Below are 19,607 nucleotides of genomic sequence, written 5' to 3' on the forward strand. Positions count from 1 at the left end.
AGTCGGCGTCGCCTGCACCACCGGCCCGGCGTGCGCGGGACCCTGCCGCGCCGTGCCCTCCCCCACCGGCGGTCCCGACCGGCCCGGCAGCATGCTCGGCGCGTACGGCGGACACCGGTGGGGGAACGGGACTCCCTGCTTCCGACTCCGCGGTCACAGCCTCCGCCGCCGGGTACTCCCCCTGCACCCTCAGGACCGGGGCCCGTCCCGGGCGAAGCCTAGGAGCCCACCTCATGAGTATCTGGAGCAACTGGGAAGTCTTCCGCGGTGAGTTGATCGGCACCGCGATCCTCATCCTCTTCGGCGCGGGTGTGTGCGCCGCCGTCAACCTCAGGTTCTCCAAGGCGAAGGCCGCCGGCTGGGTGGTCATCGCGTTCGGCTGGGGCTTCGGCGTGATGGCCGGGGCATACACCGCGGCGCCGCTGTCCGGCGGCCACCTCAATCCGGCGGTGACCCTCGGCATCGCCGTCGACACCGGCAAGTGGAGCCAGGTCTGGGTGTACGTACTCGGGCAGATGGTCGGCGCCGTGATCGGTGCCGTGCTGACCTGGCTGGTCTACTACGCGCAGTTCAACGCCAACCGGGAGAAGGAGGCGGCCCTGCCGACGCTGGGCATCTTCTCCACCATCCCGGAGATCCGGAACCCGGTCGCCAACCTCCTCACCGAGGCCATCGCGACGTTCGCGCTGGTGCTGCCCCTGCTGGCCTTCGGTATGACGAAGGGGCTGGGCACATCCGGAAGCCAGACGCTGATCGTCTCCTTCCTCGTCGTCGGCATCGGCCTGTCGCTCGGCGGGCCCACGGGATACGCCATCAACCCGGCCCGCGACCTCGGCCCGCGGCTCGCGCACGCCGTGCTGCCGATCCCCAACAAGGGGACTTCCGACTGGGGTTACGCCTGGATCCCGGTGGCCGGTCCACTGATCGGCGGCGCACTCGGCGGTCTCGTCTACAACCTGGCCTTCTGACAGGCGCACTGCACACGGCAGTCCACCCGCAGCTTCCGACCGAGGGGACCTCATGACCGACAGCAGCGAGAAGTACGTCGCGGCGATCGACCAGGGCACCACGTCCAGCCGCTGCATCATCTTCGACCACGGCGGCCGGATCGTCGCCGTCGACCAGCGCGAACACCGTCAGATCTTCCCCAAGCCCGGCTGGGTCGAGCACGACGCGACCGAGATCTGGTCCAAGGTCCAGGCGGTCGTCGCGGGGGCGCTCGCCAAGGCGGGCATGCGCGCGGACCAGTTGAGCGCGCTGGGCATCACCAACCAGCGCGAGACGACCGTGCTGTGGGACCGCGCGACCGGAAAGCCCGTGCACAACGCGATCGTCTGGCAGGACACCCGTACCTCGGCGCTCTGCACCGAGCTGGGCGGGGCGGACGGGCAGGACCGGTTCCGCGACAGGACGGGGCTGCCGCTGGCGAGCTACTTCTCCGGGCCGAAGGCGGCCTGGCTGCTCGACAACGTACCCGGGCTGCGGAACCGGGCCGAGCGGGGCGAGATCGCCTTCGGCACGATCGACTCGTGGCTGATCTGGAACCTCACCGGCGGCACCCAGGGCGGTGTGCACGTCACGGACGTGACCAACGCCGGGCGGACCATGCTGATGAATCTCCAGACCCTCCAGTGGGATCCGGAGATACTCTCCGCGATGCGGGTCCCCGAGGCCGTACTGCCGGAGATCAAGTCGTCCGCCGAGGTGTACGGGACGGCCGTCGGACAGCTCGCCGGGGTGCCGGTGGCGTCCGCGCTGGGTGATCAGCAGGCAGCGGTGTTCGGGCAGGCCTGTTACGACACGGGGACGGCCAAGAACACGTACGGGACGGGCAGCTTCCTGCTCCTGAACACCGGCAACCGGCCGGTTCCGTCGAAGAACGGGCTGCTCACCACCATGGGCTACAAGATCGGCAGCGACGCGCCGGTCTACTGCCTGGAAGGCTCGATCGCGATCACGGGAGCGCTGGTGCAGTGGTTCCGCGACCAGCTCGGCATCATCCGCGGCGCGGACGAGATCGAGCCTCTCGCGGCGAGCGTGGACGACAACGGCGGGGCGTACATCGTCCCCGCGTTCTCCGGCCTGTACGCGCCCTACTGGCGCTCGGACGCGCGCGGGGTGGTGACCGGGCTGACCCGGTACGTCACCAAGGCGCATCTCGCGCGGGCGGTCCTGGAGGCGACGAGCTGGCAGACCCGTGAGGTCGTCGACGCCATGTACCAGGACTCCGGGGTACGGATCACCACGCTCAAGGTGGACGGCGGCATGACGGTGAACAACCTGCTGATGCAGCATCAGGCGGATGTGCTGGACGTGCCCGTGATCAGGCCGAAGGTGTCGGAGACGACCTGCCTGGGAGCCGCGTACGCCGCCGGTCTGGCGACCGGGGTGTGGTCGGACCTGGACGAGCTGAAGGCGCACTGGCAACGCGACGTGGAGTGGACGCCGCGGATGGGTGCGCCGGAGCGCGACCGCGAGTACCGGAACTGGCGCAAAGCGGTGGAACGCAGCTTCGGCTGGCAGGAGGACGGACAGGACTAACGGCACTACGATCGAGCTGCGTCGCGTGGTGTCGTGCGCGTCGCGCGGGAGGGGCAACTGCCGCGGTCCGCACCCCAGTCGGCGGGGGTGCGGGCCGCTTCGCGGTCGCGGTCCTTCGGCGCTGCGAGCGTCGATGCCTCATGGAGATTCCTCGTGGAGACGCCTCCGTGGCGGCACCTCGTGGCGGCACCTCGTGGAGACGCCTCGTGGCGTCACCTCATAGATGTGCCTCATGGAGACACCCCGGGAGACGCCTCTATGAGGTGACGGCCGCGGCGGCCCTGCGGCGGCTCGCGGAGACCTCCAGCGCGTGCTCCACGACCGCGATGAGGACGTCCTTCACGGACTCGCGGTCACGGGCGTCGCACAGCATGACGGGGACGTCCGGGTCCAGGTCGAGCGCGGCGGCGATCGTCTCCGCGGGATGCCGGTCCGCACCGTCGAAGCAGTTGACCGCGACAGTGAAGGGGATGCTGCGGCGCTCGAAGTAGTCGACGGCCGCGAAGCAGTCCTCAAGCCTGCGGGTGTCGGCGAGCACGACCGCGCCGAGCGAGCCTTGTGCCAGCTCGTCCCAGAGGAACCAGAACCGGTCCTGGCCCGGTGTTCCGAAGAGGTAGAGGACGAGGTCCTCGCGCAGGGTGATGCGCCCGAAGTCCATGGCGACGGTGGTGGTCGTCTTGGTCTCGACACCGTGGGTGTCGTCGACCGGCCGGCCCGCCTCGCTGAGGGTCTCCTCGGTGCGCAGCGGTCTGATCTCGCTGACCGCGCCGACCAGGGTGGTCTTGCCCACCCCGAATCCGCCGGCGACCAGAATCTTCAGCGTCACCGGTTCCACGGGCCGCTTCTTGCGGCTGGAACGCCCGAAGACCATCGTTTGGGTTCTCCCGATCTCGCTGCGCGGACGGTTGGATCCGCGCGGTACTGGGCGGTGTTGCGGGTACTGGGCGGTGTTGCGGTACTGGGCGGTGGCCTCAGAGCGCTCTGAGGCCGTCGATCACTTCGCGCAGCAGGCTCTCGTCCGGCAGCTCGGCGGGCTCCACCGGCCGGGTGACGTGGACGAGCTGCTCCTCGACCAGGTCACCGACCAGGACCCGGACGACGCCGACCGGCAGGTCGAGGGTCGCGGCCAGTTCGGCGATCGACTGCGGGCTCTCGTTGCACAGTTCGACGATCTCGACATGCTCGGGGGCGAGCGTCTGGTCCCGGCCCGGGTCGTCCGCCGCGGGTTCCGGGATGACGATCGCGATGAGGTCGAGACGGTGCCTGGTCGCGCTGCTGGTACGGCCTCTGGTCATCGCGTACGGGCGTACGACAGGGCCCGCGTCGTCGTCGAACCAGTGCGGGGCCTGCTGCCGCCTGCCCGGATCGGTGCGGGAGTCCGGACGGTGTGCCGCGGCGGCACGTGCTGCCGCGGCTGCCCTGGCGGCCGGGTCCGTGCCACTGCCCCGGTCCGCGCCGATGCCCCGGTCCGCACCGGTATCCGGATACCTGCCGTGGCCCGGATGCCTGCCGTGGCCCGTGGAGCCGACGGGCCCCGTGGAGCCGACCGGCTCCGTGGGCACGCCGGGGGCCGTCCGCGCGGCTGCGTCCGTCGGCCAGGGCCGACCCGTCTCCGTACCTGCGTCGTTCATCCCGGGTCCGCTCACCCTCCGGTGGGCAGACCGGTCCGTGGCGCCGTCCGGAGGTGGGCGCCGACACGCTTGACCATCAGCGTCATCTCGTACGCGACCTGGCCGACGTCGGAATCGGCGTCGGAGAGGACCGCGAGGCAACTGCCGTCGCCCGCCGCGGTGACGAAGAGGAACGCGTCGTCGAGCTCGACGACGGTCTGCCGGACCCGGCCCGCCTCGAAGTGCCGGCCGACGCCCTTGGCGAGGCTGTGGAACCCGGAGGCGACGGCGGCGAGGTGCTCACCGTCCTCCCGGGTCAGGCTCTTCGAGGCGCCGGTGGGGAGCCCGTCGCTGGAGAGCACCAGCGCCTTGCGGATGCTTCCGACGCGCTCGACGAGTTCGTCGAGGAGCCAGTTGAGCTCGCCGGAACCCCGGCCCGAGGCATTGTGTGCTGCGGCGTTCGGTGCGGTCATCGACCGTCCCCCTCTGCTGTCGTTCCTGATGCTGTCCCGGCCGTTCCGGCGGTGTCGGCCGGGGCAGTCGTACCGGCCGGGGCAGTCGTGTCGGTCCTGTCGGTGTCGGCCTCGTTCTGGCGGCGACCGCGCTGCCAGCCGCGCTGGAGCGAGGCCATCCGGTTGCGTACCTCTTCGGCGTCGCGCTCGGGATCCTCCTCGGGGATCGGGCGGGCGGTCTCGGCGGTACGGGCCGCTTCGGCTTCCTTCTTGAGCTGCGGGGCGAGGCTCGCCTGGCGCACCCGGCGCGGGAGGCCGCCCAGGGCGGCGGCTCCGGCTCCCGGAGCTGCCGCGGTGTCGCGGCCGGTCCCGGGCTCGGCCTCGGCCTCGTGCCCGTTCTCCGGCAGGTCCGCCGCGCGGGACAGCGGGGTCGTGCCGGGCTGCCGGGATTCCCAGGACTGCCGGGATTCCTTGGGCTGCCTGGATTCCTTGGGCTGCCGCGAATCCTTGGACTGCTGCGGTTCCTTGGACTGCTGCGGTCCGATGCGCCGGCCGTGCTCGGCGACGAGGGCCGGCTTGCGCCGGGGCAGCGGGACCGGGCCGCCGGGGCGGGCCGTGTCGGCACCGTCCTGGGTCAGATCGGCCGCCTGCTGGTGCTGTACCCGGGCCGCGTCCGCGATGCGGCCCCGGGGGCCGCCGCCGCGGCCTGCGCCCTTGCCGTTGCCCGGACCGCGGCGGAGCGTGTCGCGCCCCCGCGGCTTGTCCAGGCTCCTGGCCCGGAAGATGCCGCCGCGCTCGCTCTCGCTGTCGTCCAGGTCGCCGAGCGGGCTGCCGGGCGACGCGGAGCCGAGGACGGGCGCGGGTTCCAGACCCAGCGATCCCAGCGGCGGTTCCAGCTCGACGGGGCCGTCCAGCACCGGCCGGCCCGGCGCGGTACGGCCGACGGCCGCCATGTCCCGGCGGCGGCCCTGACCGGCCGCGGCGGGCTCGCCCACCTGTGCCCGGTCCGGCTCGCGGTCGACGCGGAAGCCGCTGCCTTCGGTGTCCGGGGCCTCGGTGAGGAGCGCGGCCGGGATGAAGACGACGGCCGTGGTGCCGCCGTACGGGGACTGCTGGAGGGAGACCCGTACGTTCTGCCGCTGGGCCAGCCGGCTGACCACGAAGAGGCCGAGGCGGTCGGTGTCGGACAGCTCGAACTCGGGGGTCTCGGCGAGCCGCAGGTTCGCGTCGAGGAGAACGTCCGCGGGCATGCCGAGGCCCCGGTCGTGGATCTCCAGGGTGAAGCCGTTGGCGACGCGTTCACCGAGCACCTGGACCGCGGTGTGCGGGGGCGAGAACACCGTGGCGTTCTCCAGGAGTTCGGCGATCAGGTGCGTGAGGTCGGCGACGGCGGGGCCTCCGACGCCGATCCGCGGCAGCCGTCGTACCTCGATGCGCTCGTAGTCCTCGACCTCGGCGACGGCCGCCCGTACGACGTCCATCAGCTGTACGGGCTTGCGCCACTGACGGGAGGGGGCGGCTCCGGAGAGGATCACCAGGCCCTCGGCGTGGCGGCGCATGCGGGTGGTGAGGTGGTCGAGGCGGAAGAGGTCGGCGAGTTCGTCGGTGTCCTCGGTGCGGCGCTCCATGGTGTCCAGGAGCGTGAGCTGGCGGTGCAGCAGCACCTGGTTGCGGCGGGCGAGGTTGACGAACACCTCGGAGACACCGCGCCGCATGTCGGCCTGGCGCACGGCCGACTCGACGGCGGCCCGCTGGAGGGTGTTGAGGGCCTGGCCGACCTGGCCCATCTCGTCCTTCTCGTACCGCAGGCGCGGGGCCTCGGCCTCCACGTCGACGGTCTCCCCCGCGGCGAGACGGCGCATGACGGCCGGGAGGCGTACGCCGGAGGCCTCGTGCGCCTCTTTGCGGAGGCGGTTCAGGTCGCGGACGAGTTCACGGCCGATGCGTACCGACACCACGACGGAGACGATCAGGGCGAGGAATCCGAGGACGCCGGCGGCACCCGCTTTGAGGAGGACGCCGAAGGCGACGGGTTCGACGCGGGCCTGGTAGTTGTCGCTGGTCTCGGCGCCCTGCCTGGCGAGCCGTTCGAGGACCGGCGGTGCGGCGTCCTTCCAGGTGACGGTCGAGACGGCGGTGGGGCGGCGTTTCGGTCCCTGTTCGAGGAGGATCTTCTCGGCGGCGATCAGGGCGCCGGTGTCGGGGCCGTTCCAGATCTGCTCGTAGTCCTGCCGGTCGGAGGCGGGGAGCTGCTCCAGGCTGGTGTCGTAGAGGATCTTGCGGCCGGCTATCAGCCCGGTGAGGTCACGGAGTTCTTCGGCGGTGATCTCGCGGGCGACGAGTGCGGAGGCGACCAGCGCGTCCTCGCGGGAGAGGAGCTCGCGGGCGCGGGTGGTGCCGACGAGGGCGCGGCCCTGCTTGTCCATCTCGACGTCGCGCACCACGTGCAGGTTCGCCAGGAAGGTGTGGCAGGGGTCGACGAGCCGGTTGTAGAGCTCCAGGGCCTGGCTGCGGGAGAGCGTGCTGTTCTCGACGGAGCGGCGCAGGGCGGCGATGCCGTCGAAGGCCTCCAGGAGCGAGGTCAGGCGCTGTGCGGCCTGCGGGTTCAACTCGTCGGTGACGTCCGGGTCCTGGGAGTTCCCGCGGATCTTCGCGACGGCCTCGTCGGTCCTGTCGCGCTGGGCGCGCAGCGCCGTGAGCGCTTCGGAGCCCCGCTCGTCCGCGAGGTAGACCAGGGTCTGGCGGCGCTCCTCCTGGACGATCTGGACGGCGTCCTCGACCGGTGACCCGATCTTCTCGACGACGTAGGCGATGTCGAGCAGCTCGCTCGCTTCGCGGCCGGTCAGCACGGTCGCGAATCCCCAGAGCGCGGTGAGGGAGACGAGCGGCACCAGCAACAACGCCACGATCTTCCGGCGGATGGACTTCCCGCGAAAGCGCATGGCCTCCCCCAGCTCAACCCCGCGCGGCGGGGGTGGTGTTCCGTCTAGTCGATCCACTTGATCCATCAGCGCATTCGTCAACGCGATACGTCAACGCATACGTCAACAAGCGGCGTGAGCCTACTACTGACCCACTGGCAACTCGAAGGGACGTCCGGTCAGTTTTCAGCCGATGCCTCAAGAACCGATCATGACTTGTCCCGGAATCAAGGGAGTTGGATACTGGACCTGTGGCACAGGACACCCGGCAGATCACGCCCTTCCGCACCTCGGGGGATGGCTGGAAGTGTTCGTTCCGTGTCCGTACCGCGGGAATCTTTCGGGCTGATTGTTCGTCCTTGTGTACGGGGAGAGCCAAGGGGACCAGCAGTGGCTGCGTAAAGCGGCACAAGCCGGGCAGTCACTCCTGAAGGCGCGTATTACGGGCCTGGGTTGAACGGTGGGGAGTGGGTCATGAGGGCGCAGCAGCTTCCGGCGGGGGCGGGCACGGCGGCGAGGCGGACGGACGCGGGCAGGGGCACGGGCAGCGACACGGCGGCGGGGCGGGAAGAAGCGGGCCCGGCCGTGCGGCAGTTGTGGGTGGAGGAGCCGGCCCTGAGGTGGCGGCTGCCCGATCCGGTCCGTACGTCCGCGGTGCGGGCCGTGATCATAATTTCGCTGACGCTGATCCAGGCGATGGTGGCCTACCTGTGCACCCTGGCGGGTTCCTGGCTCGCCTTCCCGATGACCCTGAGCAGCGTGGCGAGCACGGTGGCTGCGACGTGGGGCGTCCTGGACGTGTGGATCACCCGCCAGGTGTGGAACCAGCGCAATGGCGTGGTGTCCGTCCCGAGCAGTACGGCGCGGCAGCTGCGGCGGGAGCGCCGCCGGGCACGGCGGACGGCCCGAAAGGACGCACGAATACGGGACCGGGGCCGGGGCCGCGGGGGCGCGGGGCAGCTGTCGGAGGCGTGAGCCGGGCCCGGCGGTACGCGCGCACCGCCGGGCCCGCCGGCCACTGGGCGTTGCTCTGGGCCTGAGCCGGGCCCTGACCCTCGGGGTCCCCGACCCTCGGGGTCCCCGACCCTCGGGGTCCTGCCCTTGCCCCTTGTCCCTGCCCTTGCCCCTTGTCCCTGCCCCTGCCCCGGCCCCGGCGAGCCCCGCTGCTACTCGGCCTGCGCCTCGTCCACGGGAGCCGGTCCCACGGCAGCCGATCCCGCCGGAGCCGGTCCCACCGGAGCCGGTCCCGCCAGGGTCGTTTCGGCCGGGGCCTCTTCCAACGGCGTCCGCTTGAACATCCGCGTCGCGGTGATCTCGCCGTGGATGGTCTCGCCCTCGGTGCTCTGCTGCGGCAGCCCGGGCCGCAGGTGCTCCTCCACGCTGATGTACTTCAGGCCCGCCCTGAGGTCCGCGTCGTTCCGCAACCGGATGACCAGCGGGAACTCGGCGAGCGCGGTCGTGTCGAACAGGCCGGTCGTGTAGAGGAGCTGGACGCCGAGCGCGTCGGAGACCGCCCGCTGGAGCTCCAGCAGGTACGTGGCGTTGGCGCGCCCGATCGGGTTGTCGAGGAAGAGCGTCCCCGCGTGCCGGTGCTTGTCGCGGCCCCTGTCGTTGCTGCGCAGCGCCGCCATCGTGCAGTACAGGGCGATCGCCGCGGTCAGCAGCTGGCCGCCGGAGAAGACGTCGCCCATCTGCCCGACCGGCACCCGCTCGGCGCGCAGCACCGCGTCCGGCTTGAGGATCTCGACCGCGATGCCCTTGGGTTCCAGTGCCGCCTGCACACCGCGCAGCAGCAGGGACATCCCGTCGCGCCGCATGTCGGAGTTCTTCTTCACGGCTGCCCTGGTCGCCTCGTCGACGACCTCGCCGAGCCGCTCGACGAGCGTCGCCTGGTCGGGCTCGTCGAAGCGGATGCGCAGGAACTCCTGCCCGGACCACTCCCCCAGCCCTTCCGGCAGCTGCGACAGCCTCTGCGCCGAACGCAGCGTGGCCAGTGCGGACTCCACGAGGCCGCGCAGCCGGTCGACGATGCTGTCGCGGTTGCGCTCCAGCTGCGCCAGCTCGTCGGTCAGTACGCGCAGCCGGGGCGCGAAGGCCGCCGCCCAGGCCGCCGCGTGCTCGGGCAGTGCGGCGGCGGGCAGTTCCCGGATCTGCTGGCGGGCCGGGGTGCGCACCTGCTCGTACCGGGTCGAGTTGGCGTGCCGTACGAGCACGTCGCTCGCCTCGCGCACAGCGGCCTCCGCGGCGGACAGGTCGCCCGCGCAGCCGCGCAGCGAACGGCGGGCCTCCGCCGCCGAGTTGCGGGCCTCCTCCAGGGTGCCGGGGTAGGGCTCGGGGTCCTCCTGACCCTCCTCGTCCTGGTGGTCGCGGAGCAGGTCCCGCAGCAGCGCGGCCGTCTCGTCGAAACCGCCCGCCGCGTCCTCGGCGGCCCGGTGCGCGTGCAGCAGTTCGCCGTGCGCGGCGCGGGCGCCTTCCAACGCGTCGCTGCGGGTGGCCAGTTCGGCGGTGGCGGTGCGCAGCAGGCTCTGCGCGTGCTCGGCGTCGGACGGTACGAGTCCTTCGGCGAGCTCCGTGTGCGCGTCGCCGTCCTCGGGGGCCAGCCGTTCGGCCTCGCCGCGCAGCCGGCCGAGCTGCTCGCTCGCGGTGGACGCCCGGGTTTCGAGGGTCTGGACGAGGGATTCGGCGCGGGCGGCGGCGGCCTGCCGGGACGGGCCGTCGGCTCCGTCGTTGCTCTCCAGGAGCTGTCCTGCCCGGTTGCGGACCTTGTTGGTGAGGCGGTTGAGCTCGGCGAGGGCGGCGCTCTCGTCGCTCTCCGCGCGGGCCTGTTCGGCGCGCAGGTCGGCGCCGACACCGACCTTCTCGTACAGCTGGGACGCGGCACGGTACGCCTCGCGCAGGGCGGGCAGCGCGGCGCGCGGCGCGTCCGGGTCGGGCTCCGGCAGCGTCTCGGGGGCGCCCGCGATCTCCGCCCGTTCGGCGCGCAGGGCGCGGGAGGTGCGGTGTGCGTCGTCGGCCGTGCGCTGGGCGGTGCGGCGGTCCTCGTCGGCGGCCTTGGCGCGCTCCAGGAGGGTGGCGGCGCGGGCCTCCGACTCGGCTGCCTCGTCGGCGAGTTCACGCAGCTTGACCTGCCAGCCGGCCCGTTCGCGCAGCCGGTAGGCGAGGCCCGCGAGGGCGTCGGCGACCCGGCGGGCGCGCTGGGCGGCTTCCTGCCGGTCGTCGCGGACCCGGGCCGCGTCGGCTGCCGCTTCGTCGGCCTCGGCCCGTACCGTACGGGCCTCCGCGAGGACGGCCTCGGCGGCTTCGGCCGCCTCCCGGGCGCCCGCGGCGGCCTCCGCCAGTTCGGCGAGCATGCCGGGCGGGCAGTCCTCGCGCCAGGAACCGAGCCGGGCGGCGAGGGTGCGGTCCCCGGTCAGCCGGGCGGCGAGGGTGCGGATCTCCTCGTCCCGGGCGGTGGCACGCGCGCGCAGCGCCTGCCGCTCCTCGTCGGCGGCGTGCTCGTCGTGCATGGCCGGGTTCGGCGGTACGAGGAAGACGGCGCTCTGCTCGGTGCTCCCGCTGCCCGCTCCGGGTACGGGTGCGAGCAGCGCGGACGCCGTACCGACGGCGACGGCGGAGCGCGGCAGCAGGGCGGCGCCCGCGAGGACTTCGCGCGCGCGGGCGTGCGAGTCGGGGTCGGTGATGACGACGCCGTCGACGAGCTCGGGCCGGGCGGCGAGCACGGCGGCGTGGTCGGCGGGGTCGACGGCCTGGGCGAGGTAGCGCCAGCCGGGCAGCGCCGGGATGCCGTGCTCGCCGAGGTACTCCACGGTCGCGAGGACGTCGGGGCCGGCCGGCAGCAGGCCGCCGTCGCCGAGGGCGCCGAGGATGCGGGAGTCGTCGGCTGCGGCGGTGCGCAGCTCGAAGAGCTGACGTTCGGCGGCGGTGACGCCCTGTTCCAGGAGGGCCAGGAGGTCGTCGGCGCCCCGGTCCAGCTCCTCGACGGTGAGCGGGCCTTCGGCGGCGGGGCGCGGGGTGCGGCGGGTGTGCGTCGCGGTGGCGGTGACGCCGCGGCGGGCGCTGTCGGAGGCGGCCTGGACGGCGGCGTTCCGCTGGACACCGAGGGAGGTGCGGTGCGTACCGCCGACGTGGTCGGTGTCCTGCTCGTCCGCGCCGTCGCCGCTGCGGGGCTGGGGGAATCCGGAGGCGGCGGCCGCGGGCAGGCTGAGCAGTTCCGCGAGGCGCTCCTCGGCGGCGATGGACGCCGCCGCGCGGTGCTCCGCCTCGTACGCGGAGGTGGCGGCCTGCGCCGCGTCCGCCGCGCGTGCGGCGGTCAGTTCGGCACGGGCGTCGTCCGCGGCGGCCTCGCGGGCTTTGTCCGCTGTCGTACGGGCGGCCTCGCGGGCCACGTCCCAGGCGGCGACGGCGGTCTTCTCGGCGTCCGTCGCGGCCAGTGCGGCGCGCGCCGGGTCGGCGTCGGGTGCGGTGTCGTCGAGCCAGCCGGCCCGTACCGCTTCGCCCGTCTCCTGCTCGACCTCGGTGAGGCGCTGGCGCAGGTGGCCGATCTCGCTGCGGGCGCGCTGCGCCTCGGTGGCGGCGGCGGTGGCGTCGCGGTGCGCGGCCTCACCCGTCTCCTGGAGTGCGGCGGACCGCTCCTCCTGCTCGGCCGCGACCCGCTCGCCGTCCTCCGCCGCGCTGTGCAGGGCGCGTACGAGGTCGACGGCGGCGGTCGCCCGGGCGGCGAGCGCGGGGGCCGCGTCGCGCTCGGCGTCGCGGATGGCGACGGCCACGCGCGCGGAGCGGTCGGCGGCGGCGCGGTGCCGCAGCACGGCTTCGGCGGCCTGCCAGGCGGAGTGCAGGGTGCGGGCGTCGGCGAGCTCGCGGCGCTGGGTGGCGGCGCTCTTCTCGGCGGCGGCCAGCGCCAGCGAGGCGTGCCGGTAGGCGAGTTCGGCGGAGATCAGCGCGCTGTGCCCGCGTGCGGTCTCGGCCTCGGTGACGGTGTGTGCGGCGGAGGCGACCTGCTGGGCGAGTTCTGCCGTACGCCCGCGTTCCTCGGCGGCGCGGGCGGACAGCCGCCGGGACAGGGTGCGGGTGCGCCGCTCGGCGCCGCTGTGGATGTCGCGGGCACGCGCCCGCGTGGAGGCGGCGTCGACGATGCGGCCGAGGAGGTCGACGGACCCGGCGGTGAAGTCGCGCTCGGCCATCAGCTCGGCGCGGCGGCCCAGCTTGTTGCCGAAGCCGTGGACCAGGTCGGCGAGGCCGTCGGTGTCGCGGGTGTCGGTGACGGCGCGCAGCAGCAGGTCGGTGAAGTCGGAGTCCTTCTTCACCGCGAAGAGGCCGGCGGCCTCGCCCTCGTCGGCGTTCATCTCGCGCTGGTAGCGGAAGAGTTCGGGGTCGAGGCCGAGCTCTCCGAGGTGCTCGTTCCAGCGGTCGTGGATCTCTTCCCAGTGGATGTCGAGGTGCGGGTACGACTTGCCGGCCTCGGTGATCGCGTCCCGGAAGCCCTTCATGGTGCGGCGGCGGCCCTGGGCGCCCGACGCACCCTCAAGAGGGCGCCGTACGGCGGTGGACTCGGCGACCGGCAGAGAGTCGAGGCTCAGCCCGGGCCCGGGTCGGAAGGAGTACCAGGCCTCGGCGAACTTGCGGGGGTCGTTGGAGACCTGGCGGCCGCGCCACTCGCTCACCTTGCCGACGACGACGCACTCGCCGGTGAGGGTGTGCTGCCACTCCAGGGCGACGTGCCCGCAGTCGTCGGCGAGCAGGAACTTGCGGAGCACGCCGGAGCTGGCGCCGCCCAGGGTGTTGCGGTGGCCGGGGAGCATGACCGAGAAGATCAGCTTGAGGAGGACGGACTTGCCGCCGCCGTTCTCCAGGAAGAGCACGCCCGCGGGGGCCGGGCGCCGGGGCGGTCCGACGGGCTCGTCCTCGAAGAACTCCGCCTGGGTGGGGGCGGGGTGGGGCACGGGGGCGCCGACCCCGCGCAGGTCGAGCACGGTGTCGGCGTAGCGCGCACCTGCGGGCCCGATGGAGTAGAGGCGGACCCGGGACAACTCGTACATGGCGGCGGACTCTCAGTCGTCTGGAACGGTTGCGCTCTGGAACGGTGGCGCGGTGGTGCGTCTGAACGGTGGTGCGGTTACGCGTGGAAGGGCAGACCGGCGTCGGCTGCCAGGTCGAGGTCGTCGGCGTCGGACGGCGGCACCAGTGTCGCCGTGCCGTCCGTCACGGGGACGACGCCGAGTTCGAGCAGTTCGGCCATGGCGGCGCTGCCCGCCATGTCGCGGACCTGCAACTGGTAGCGGGCGGTGGTGCGGTAGGCGCCGCCCGCGTCGTCGCCGGTGCGCTGGAGGAAGCCGGAGTCGGTGAGGAAGGCGACGGCCTTGCCGACGATGCCGGTGGTGGAACCGGCGAGGCGGCGGGCGTCCTTGGTGGCGCCGGTGGCGCTGCGCCGGGAGTAGATCCGCCAGGCGGACTCCAGCCCTGGGGCCTCGGTGGCGGGGTCGGTGTTCTCCCCGGCCTCCTCGGCACGCTCCTCCAGACGGCGGCAGGCCTGCCGGACGAAGGCGTCGACGCCGTTGACGGTGAGGCGGCCGATGTACCCGTCGTCGGCGAGGTCCTCGGGGCGCGGGAAGGCCATGGCGGCGACGGCGAGGTGGGCGAGGCCGTGCAGGAAGCGGTCGGCGGACTCGGCCGACGCCCGGCGGGCGTAGTCGCCCATGCGGACGGCGAAGACGGAGTCCTCGTCGGCGGAGACGGCCATTCCGGCGCGCGTGGAGACTTCGAGCACGACGAGGCCGAGGCCGGTGGCGACGGCGTCGGCGAGCCGGGCGAAGGAGGCCTCCTCGCGGTAGCGGCGCAGGAGTTCGGCGTACTCGGCGTCGCGGGCGGGCAGCAGCTTGGGCTGGAGTCCGAAGGAGACGAGCCGGGCGGCGTCGGCGGCGTCGGCGGGGGTGAGGGGGGCGGGAGCGAGGGGAGCCGTGTCGACGGGGTCGCTGCTCCACGCGGGGGGTTCGGCGTGGGGGTCGATCACGGGTGCTGCTCCTTGGGGAGTACGAGGGTGGGGTGGGCCAGATCCAGGGGGCCGGGAGGGGCCGGGGTGGGGGTGCGGCGTCCGCCGGGGGCCGCCCCCTTGCCCGCCCTTCCCCAAGCTCTCGGCTTCGCTCGAGCAGGGGAGACCCCACTCGCCCCCGGGGGGCGGCCCCGCCGCCCAAGGGGGCTGGGGCGTCGAGGGGTGAGCCGCCCAAGAGGGCTACGGGAACTCATGACGCCTCCGCCCGGCCGGAGGCCATGCCCGCCGCGTCCAGCAGGGCGGTGCCCACGATGAGGTCGGCGCCGCCGAATTCGGGGTCGTCCAGCTGGGTGCCGTCGTCGACGGCGAACAGCAGGCGCTCCTCGCCCTGCCGGTACGCCGTGCCGACGGGCGGGCTCGCCGCGTGCACGGCGAGCAGTGCGACCAGGTAGGGCAGGTCGGCGTCGCGGCGGCGGGCCTCGGCGAGCAGCCCGGACAGCCTGCGGGGGGCGTCGTGCGGCAGGTCGAGCAGCTCCATGGCGTCGGCGAGCTGCTCCTCGCTGAAGCGGCTGTCGTCCGGGGTGGCGATGAGGTCGGGCTCGGGCATCTCGGCGCCCAGGTGCTCGCGCTCCAGGGGCGGGGTGAGCAGTATGTCGACGAGGTCGCCGACCCGCACCGAGACGGGGGTGCGCAGGCCCGCGCCGTGGGCGAAGAAGGCGTCGGTGACCCGGATCGCCTGCTCCAGAGGCAGCGGCAGTATCGGCGCGACGAGCTGTCCGTACAGGTCGAGTCCGGAGTGCGCGGACATCGGCGCGAACGCCTGGCGGTCCTGCTCGGCACGGAACAGCGGTCCGGCCTCCAGGAGGCGGGACTGGAGCTGGGTGTGGCGGCGGATGCAGTCCTTGACGATGTCGACGAGTTCGGCGGCGCGGCGCTTCTGCTCGGGGTCCTCGGACTCGTCCCGGGCCTTGCGGATGTTGGTGAGGATCGCGTTCTCGTGGCGGTAGCGGTCGGCGACGTGGTCGAGGGCCTCGGCGATCATGTCGGGGACGGCGTTGAGCCAGTCGACCGCGCGGACGTTGCGCCGGGTGGCCTCAAGAGTGCGGCGCAGTATCTCGGCGTACTGGACGGTGCGGTAGCGGGCCTGCTCGGCGGCGAGCTGGGCGTCGGCGAGGCGGCCCCGGTTGATCAGGACCTCCAGCTTGACCTCGGCGGCGATCTGGGCGCTGGTGACGTCGGTGTCGAGGGCGCCGACCAGTACGTTGACGGCTTCGTCGGTGGTGCGCAGGAAGACTCCGCCGCCGTATCCGGCGACCTCTTCGACGAGCTTGAAGTCGTAGTCGCGGCGGGTGTAGACGCCGTCGGCGGAGAAGGTGCCGTAGACGGCGCGGAAGCCTCGGTCGACGCTGCCGACGTTGATCAGGTTCTCCAGCACCCAGCGGGCGACGCGCTCGTGCTCGGCGGCCGGGCGGCGGGGGGCCTGGGCGGCCACGCGCGGCAGCAGCCGGGCGACGATCTGCTCGTGGTCGGCGCCGGTGTCGAAGTCCATGTTGAGCGTGATCAGGTCGATCGAGGCGAGGGCGACCTCAGCCATCGCGTAGACCGTGTACTCGCCCGCGAGGTTCGCCTTGCGCACGTCGAGGTCGTGCAGCGGAGCGGTGCAGGCGAGCGCACGAAGGCGCCGCGCGAGCCCTTCGTCGGCGGCCGGGCCCTGGGCGGGCCGCGGCCCCGCGCTGAGCTGGGGCGGAACGAATTCCGTCGAGGCAGGCGAAGTCACGTGGCACAGATTAGGTCCTCGCACTGACAACGGTCGAAACGGCCCAGATGGGAACGCTTGCCCCGGGGGTGGCCGGGCGCTCCCGGAGGCCTCCCGGATCCGGCCGGGGGATGCCGGGACCGGACCGGGGAGGACGCTCAGGTGGCCCAGTCGCCGCTCTCGATGCGCGCGGCGTAGAGGTCGACGAGCTGGGTGCGCGAGTCGTCGAGGTAGGCCGCGAGGAGCCTCTCGCCGCCCACACGGTCGCCGAGTGCCAGGGCGGTCACGATCTCCCGGTTCCGTACGAGATAGGGCTGGTGCAGCCTGCGCGGGTCGGACACCACGTGGAAGGCCAGCCGCAGTTCGGCGAGGACGCCGCGCATCAGCTCGTCGGTGCGGGGGCTGCCGGCGAGGGCGACCAGCTCGCGGTGGAAGTGGATGTTGGCCGTGGACACGCGCGGCCAGTCGTCGGCGGCGGCGCCCTTCTCGCCCTCGGTGACCGCGGCGTCGAGCCCCTCGACCGTGAAGGGGGGCCTGCCGAGGTTGCGTACGACCGCGCACTCGACGAGGCGGCGGGTGCGGTAGATGTCCTCGACGTCCGCCACGGCGAGGACCCGGACGAAGACGCCCCGGTTGAGCTCGTGGACCAGCAGTCGCTCGTGGGTGAGCAGCCGGAACGACTCGCGCAGGGTGTTGCGGGAGACGCCGAGCGCCTTGCCGATGCTGTCCTCGGAGAGCCGTTCCCCGGGCGGGAAGAAGCCCTCGGCGATGCGGGTGCGCAGGATGTCCGCGACCCGTTCCGCCGTGCTGGTGCGTCCCAGCAGCGGGCGGTCGTCCGCCAGGGCGCCGCCTTCGGACTCCGTCGTCACCACAGCACCCCAACTCCTCGGCCCGGCCCGCGCGTCCGGCTGTGCCGCCATCGTAGAAGCACGGTGCGCACCCACAAGACCGTCGTCGGACTGTTCAACGATTCCCTGCGGGTGCACTGGTGGGGCGGTGTGCTTCCGCGCACACCGCCCCCGTCCCCTTCGGTGCCGACCGCTCAGACGGCGGTGGCGTCCGGGCCGATCCTGCTGCGTACGGCGGTCTGTACCTCGGCCTCCTCGGCCGGGTCCGCGGCCAGCCTGCGCAGCCGGTCGGCCACTCGCGCGTCGCCGGTCTCGGCGTGCCGTGCGGCGACTTCCCGCGTCGTCTCCTCGCAGTCCCACAGGCACTCGACGGCGAAGCCGGAGGCGAAGGACGGATCGGTGGCGGCCAGGGCGCCTGCCGCGCGCTGCCGCAGGTGCGAGGAGGTGGTCTCCCGGTAGATGTGCCGCAGTACGGGCGCCGCCGCACAGATCCCGAGGCGGCCGGTGCCGTCCACCAGGGTCCACAGCAGCGGTGCGTCGGGGCCGTCGGCCCGTACGGCTTCGCGCAGCGCTCCGAGGACGAGCGGCGCGTCCTGCGCCACTCCGCGGCAGGCGAGCACGCCCGCGGCCGAAGCCCCCAGTGCGTCGGGCCGGTGGACCCAGCCCCGGGCCCGGTCCACCGCTTCGGGTCCGCACATCCGCTCGAAGGCGGCGACGGCAGCCTCGGAGACGGTCCGTGACGGGCTCTGCGCCGCGGCTTCGATCAGGTCGAGCACGGCGGGATCACGGGACTCCGCGAGGTAGTGCAACGCCGCACAGCGCGCTCCTTCGGCCGCGTCGCGCGCCGCCCGGAGGATCTCAGGCCGGTCCTCGGGTCCCGCGACGGCCGACAGGCAGCGGGCGGCCGGCACGTGCAGTGCCGCGCCCCGTTCCAGGCCCTGCTGGGCCCAGTCGAAGACGGCTGCCACGCTCCACCCGGGACGGGGCCCGGCCGGTCGCATCTGGCGCTGCCAGCGGTCGAAGGACCCCTGCTCCTGCGCCGACCGCACCCGGCCGCCCACCGACTCGCGCGGATCCTCCGCCCACAGCCGCCAGGGCCTGGGCTCGAAGGCGTCGCGCACGGCGGCGGCCAGCTCCGCGTCCCCCTCGGGGGAGGCGGCGAACCGCGAGAGCACCGGGCCGGCCAGCGACCGCAGCCCGCTGTCGTCGTCGCGCAGCGCGAGCTCGTCGAGCGCCCAGGTCCAGTTGGTGCCGGTCCTGGCGTACTTGCGCAGCAGCACCAGGGCGTCGTCCCTGCCGTACGAGGCGAGGTGCCCGAGGACGGCGAGCGCGAGCCCGGTCCGGTTCTCGTCCGTGTCGAGGAAGTCCTCGGCATCAAAGAGGTGGCTCTCGATCTCGTCGAGGCCGCCGTCGAGATCCAGGTACAGGCGGGCGTAGTAGAGCGACCGGTTCTCGACCTGCCAGTCGTGGCGGGGGTCGTTCAGGACGCAGTGGTGCAGGGCCGCGAGGGCTTCCGGACGGGGTGCGGCGAGCGCGTGGAGCGTGCCGTCACCCCGGCCCCTCTGCAGGAGGCCGAGCAGTGTGCCGCTCGGCGCTATGAATGGTTCAAACATGGGAAAAAGCCTCATATCAAGCTGTCGACGCAACCGGGAAACGTGCCGTTCCTACGCGGTGCGCCAACATGCCCGGCCGCCCGTCACAGTCTTCCGCTTGATGTAGACCATCTTCCTCTGCCTCTCGTCGGTGGCCCGGAGTGGGCCCGTTCCACATATCCGTAATGCGGCGACTCATGCCCGCACCTGGTGTTTGTGAATCCGTCGTCATGATGGCCCAGCGATTTCGCCACCGCGACCACATTTACGACCTCCCCCGGTCCTCCCTCACCAGGAGGCTTTCACTGCGCGCCGAACAGCTCCAGCAGGTCCTTCTTGTCGAACATCCGGGCGGTGTCGACGGCGGACGGCGTTCCGGCCGCCGGGTCGGCCCCGCCCGCGACCAGCACCCGGACCACCTCGTCCTCGCCCTTGAAGACCGCGCCGGCGAGCGGCGTCTGTCCCCGGTCATTCGCCCGGTTCGCGTCCGCCCCGCGGGCCAGCAGGGCCTCCACGGCACCCGCGTGCCCGTGGTACGCAGCGAGCATCACCAGGGTCTGGCCCTGCTCGTTGGTGAGGTTCGGCGAGACCCCCGCGTCGACATACGCAGCGAGCGCCTCGGTCCCGCCCTGCCGGGCAAGATCGAAAATCTTGGCCGCCAGTTCGACGACCTCGGGGTCCGGAGCTTCGCTCATCGCGGAAAGCCTGCCTTTCTCATGCCGTGACCAGGGGTGCACGGCGTGGGAGCCGTACGAGTGAATCGTCAGGGTACTGCCCGTCGCGCGACATGACCCGGGTTCCCGACGGCAAAGATCACCACGAGGGCAGCAGGCTCTGCCAGTCCAGTGAAAAAGACGAAAAATAACCCGATTGCACGATTTGCGGCACGGATACTTTCTGTG

13 protein-coding genes are annotated in these 19,607 nt (G+C 72.9%); 3 read left to right on the plus strand and 10 right to left on the minus strand.

All coding sequences use genetic code 11. The features are described from left to right. Positions 1 to 233 precede the first annotated feature (233 nt). The gene (locus tag ACH4SP_RS39665) at positions 234 to 968 is read left to right on the plus strand and encodes an MIP/aquaporin family protein (protein ID WP_398422881.1); all 735 of its coding nucleotides are present in this window, start codon (positions 234 to 236) and stop codon (positions 966 to 968) included. A 52-nt stretch (positions 969 to 1,020) separates the two neighbouring features. Further along, positions 1,021 to 2,541, plus strand: a complete 1,521-nt coding sequence (gene glpK, locus ACH4SP_RS39670; protein WP_398422883.1) for a glycerol kinase GlpK — start codon at positions 1,021 to 1,023, stop codon at positions 2,539 to 2,541. Positions 2,542 to 2,797: 256 nt separating this feature from the next. On the opposite strand, the gene ACH4SP_RS39675 is transcribed toward glpK, so the two are convergent. The 4 genes from ACH4SP_RS39675 to ACH4SP_RS39690 form a co-directional block, all read right to left on the minus strand. Further along, entirely contained in the window at positions 2,798 to 3,412 is a 615-nt protein-coding gene (locus ACH4SP_RS39675) for a GTP-binding protein (protein ID WP_398422884.1), read from the minus strand. A gap of 100 nt (positions 3,413 to 3,512) precedes the next feature. Further along, positions 3,513 to 4,001: a DUF742 domain-containing protein gene (locus ACH4SP_RS39680; RefSeq protein WP_398423140.1), complete on the minus strand. Its 489-nt coding sequence runs from the start codon at positions 3,999 to 4,001 to the stop codon at positions 3,513 to 3,515. Positions 4,002 to 4,183: 182 nt separating this feature from the next. Continuing rightward, positions 4,184 to 4,624 (minus strand): roadblock/LC7 domain-containing protein, encoded by a 441-nt coding sequence (locus tag ACH4SP_RS39685; RefSeq protein WP_398422885.1) that lies wholly within the window; start codon positions 4,622 to 4,624, stop codon positions 4,184 to 4,186. After that, on the minus strand, positions 4,621 to 7,545 hold the full coding sequence (locus ACH4SP_RS39690) for a nitrate- and nitrite sensing domain-containing protein (RefSeq protein ID WP_398422887.1): 2,925 nt from the start codon (positions 7,543 to 7,545) through the stop codon (positions 4,621 to 4,623). Before ACH4SP_RS39690 ends, ACH4SP_RS39685 begins: the two co-directional genes overlap by 4 nt. Positions 7,546 to 7,998: 453 nt before the next feature. On the opposite strand from ACH4SP_RS39690, the gene ACH4SP_RS39695 reads away from it, so the two are divergent. Then, positions 7,999 to 8,499 (plus strand): hypothetical protein, encoded by a 501-nt coding sequence (locus tag ACH4SP_RS39695; protein ID WP_398422889.1) that lies wholly within the window; start codon positions 7,999 to 8,001, stop codon positions 8,497 to 8,499. A 191-nt stretch (positions 8,500 to 8,690) separates the two neighbouring features. Here the strand turns inward: ACH4SP_RS39695 and ACH4SP_RS39700 are convergent, their stop codons facing one another. The 6 genes from ACH4SP_RS39700 to ACH4SP_RS39725 form a co-directional block, all read right to left on the minus strand. Continuing rightward, positions 8,691 to 13,559 carry a hypothetical protein gene (locus ACH4SP_RS39700; RefSeq protein WP_398422891.1) on the minus strand — a complete coding sequence of 1,623 codons (4,869 nt, stop codon included), beginning with the start codon at positions 13,557 to 13,559 and terminating at the stop codon, positions 8,691 to 8,693. 77 nt (positions 13,560 to 13,636) lie between these two features. After that, positions 13,637 to 14,530, minus strand: coding sequence for a hypothetical protein (locus tag ACH4SP_RS39705; RefSeq protein ID WP_398422893.1), 894 nt, complete (start codon positions 14,528 to 14,530; stop codon positions 13,637 to 13,639). A 229-nt stretch (positions 14,531 to 14,759) separates the two neighbouring features. Beyond that, positions 14,760 to 16,286: a hypothetical protein gene (locus tag ACH4SP_RS39710; protein WP_398422895.1), complete on the minus strand. Its 1,527-nt coding sequence runs from the start codon at positions 16,284 to 16,286 to the stop codon at positions 14,760 to 14,762. A gap of 137 nt (positions 16,287 to 16,423) precedes the next feature. Continuing rightward, a complete protein-coding gene (locus ACH4SP_RS39715; RefSeq protein WP_398422897.1) occupies positions 16,424 to 17,137 on the minus strand; it encodes a GntR family transcriptional regulator in 714 nt (237 codons plus the stop codon). A gap of 170 nt (positions 17,138 to 17,307) precedes the next feature. Continuing rightward, complete coding sequence (locus ACH4SP_RS39720; RefSeq protein WP_398422899.1) at positions 17,308 to 18,726, minus strand: HEAT repeat domain-containing protein; 1,419 nt, start codon at positions 18,724 to 18,726, stop codon at positions 17,308 to 17,310. Positions 18,727 to 19,007: 281 nt separating this feature from the next. After that, the gene (locus ACH4SP_RS39725) at positions 19,008 to 19,400 is read right to left on the minus strand and encodes an ankyrin repeat domain-containing protein (RefSeq protein WP_398422901.1); all 393 of its coding nucleotides are present in this window, start codon (positions 19,398 to 19,400) and stop codon (positions 19,008 to 19,010) included. Positions 19,401 to 19,607 lie beyond the last annotated feature (207 nt).

This window comes from Streptomyces sp. NPDC021093 (assembly GCF_044333135.1).
Taxonomy (GTDB): Bacteria; Actinomycetota; Actinomycetes; order Streptomycetales; family Streptomycetaceae; genus Streptomyces.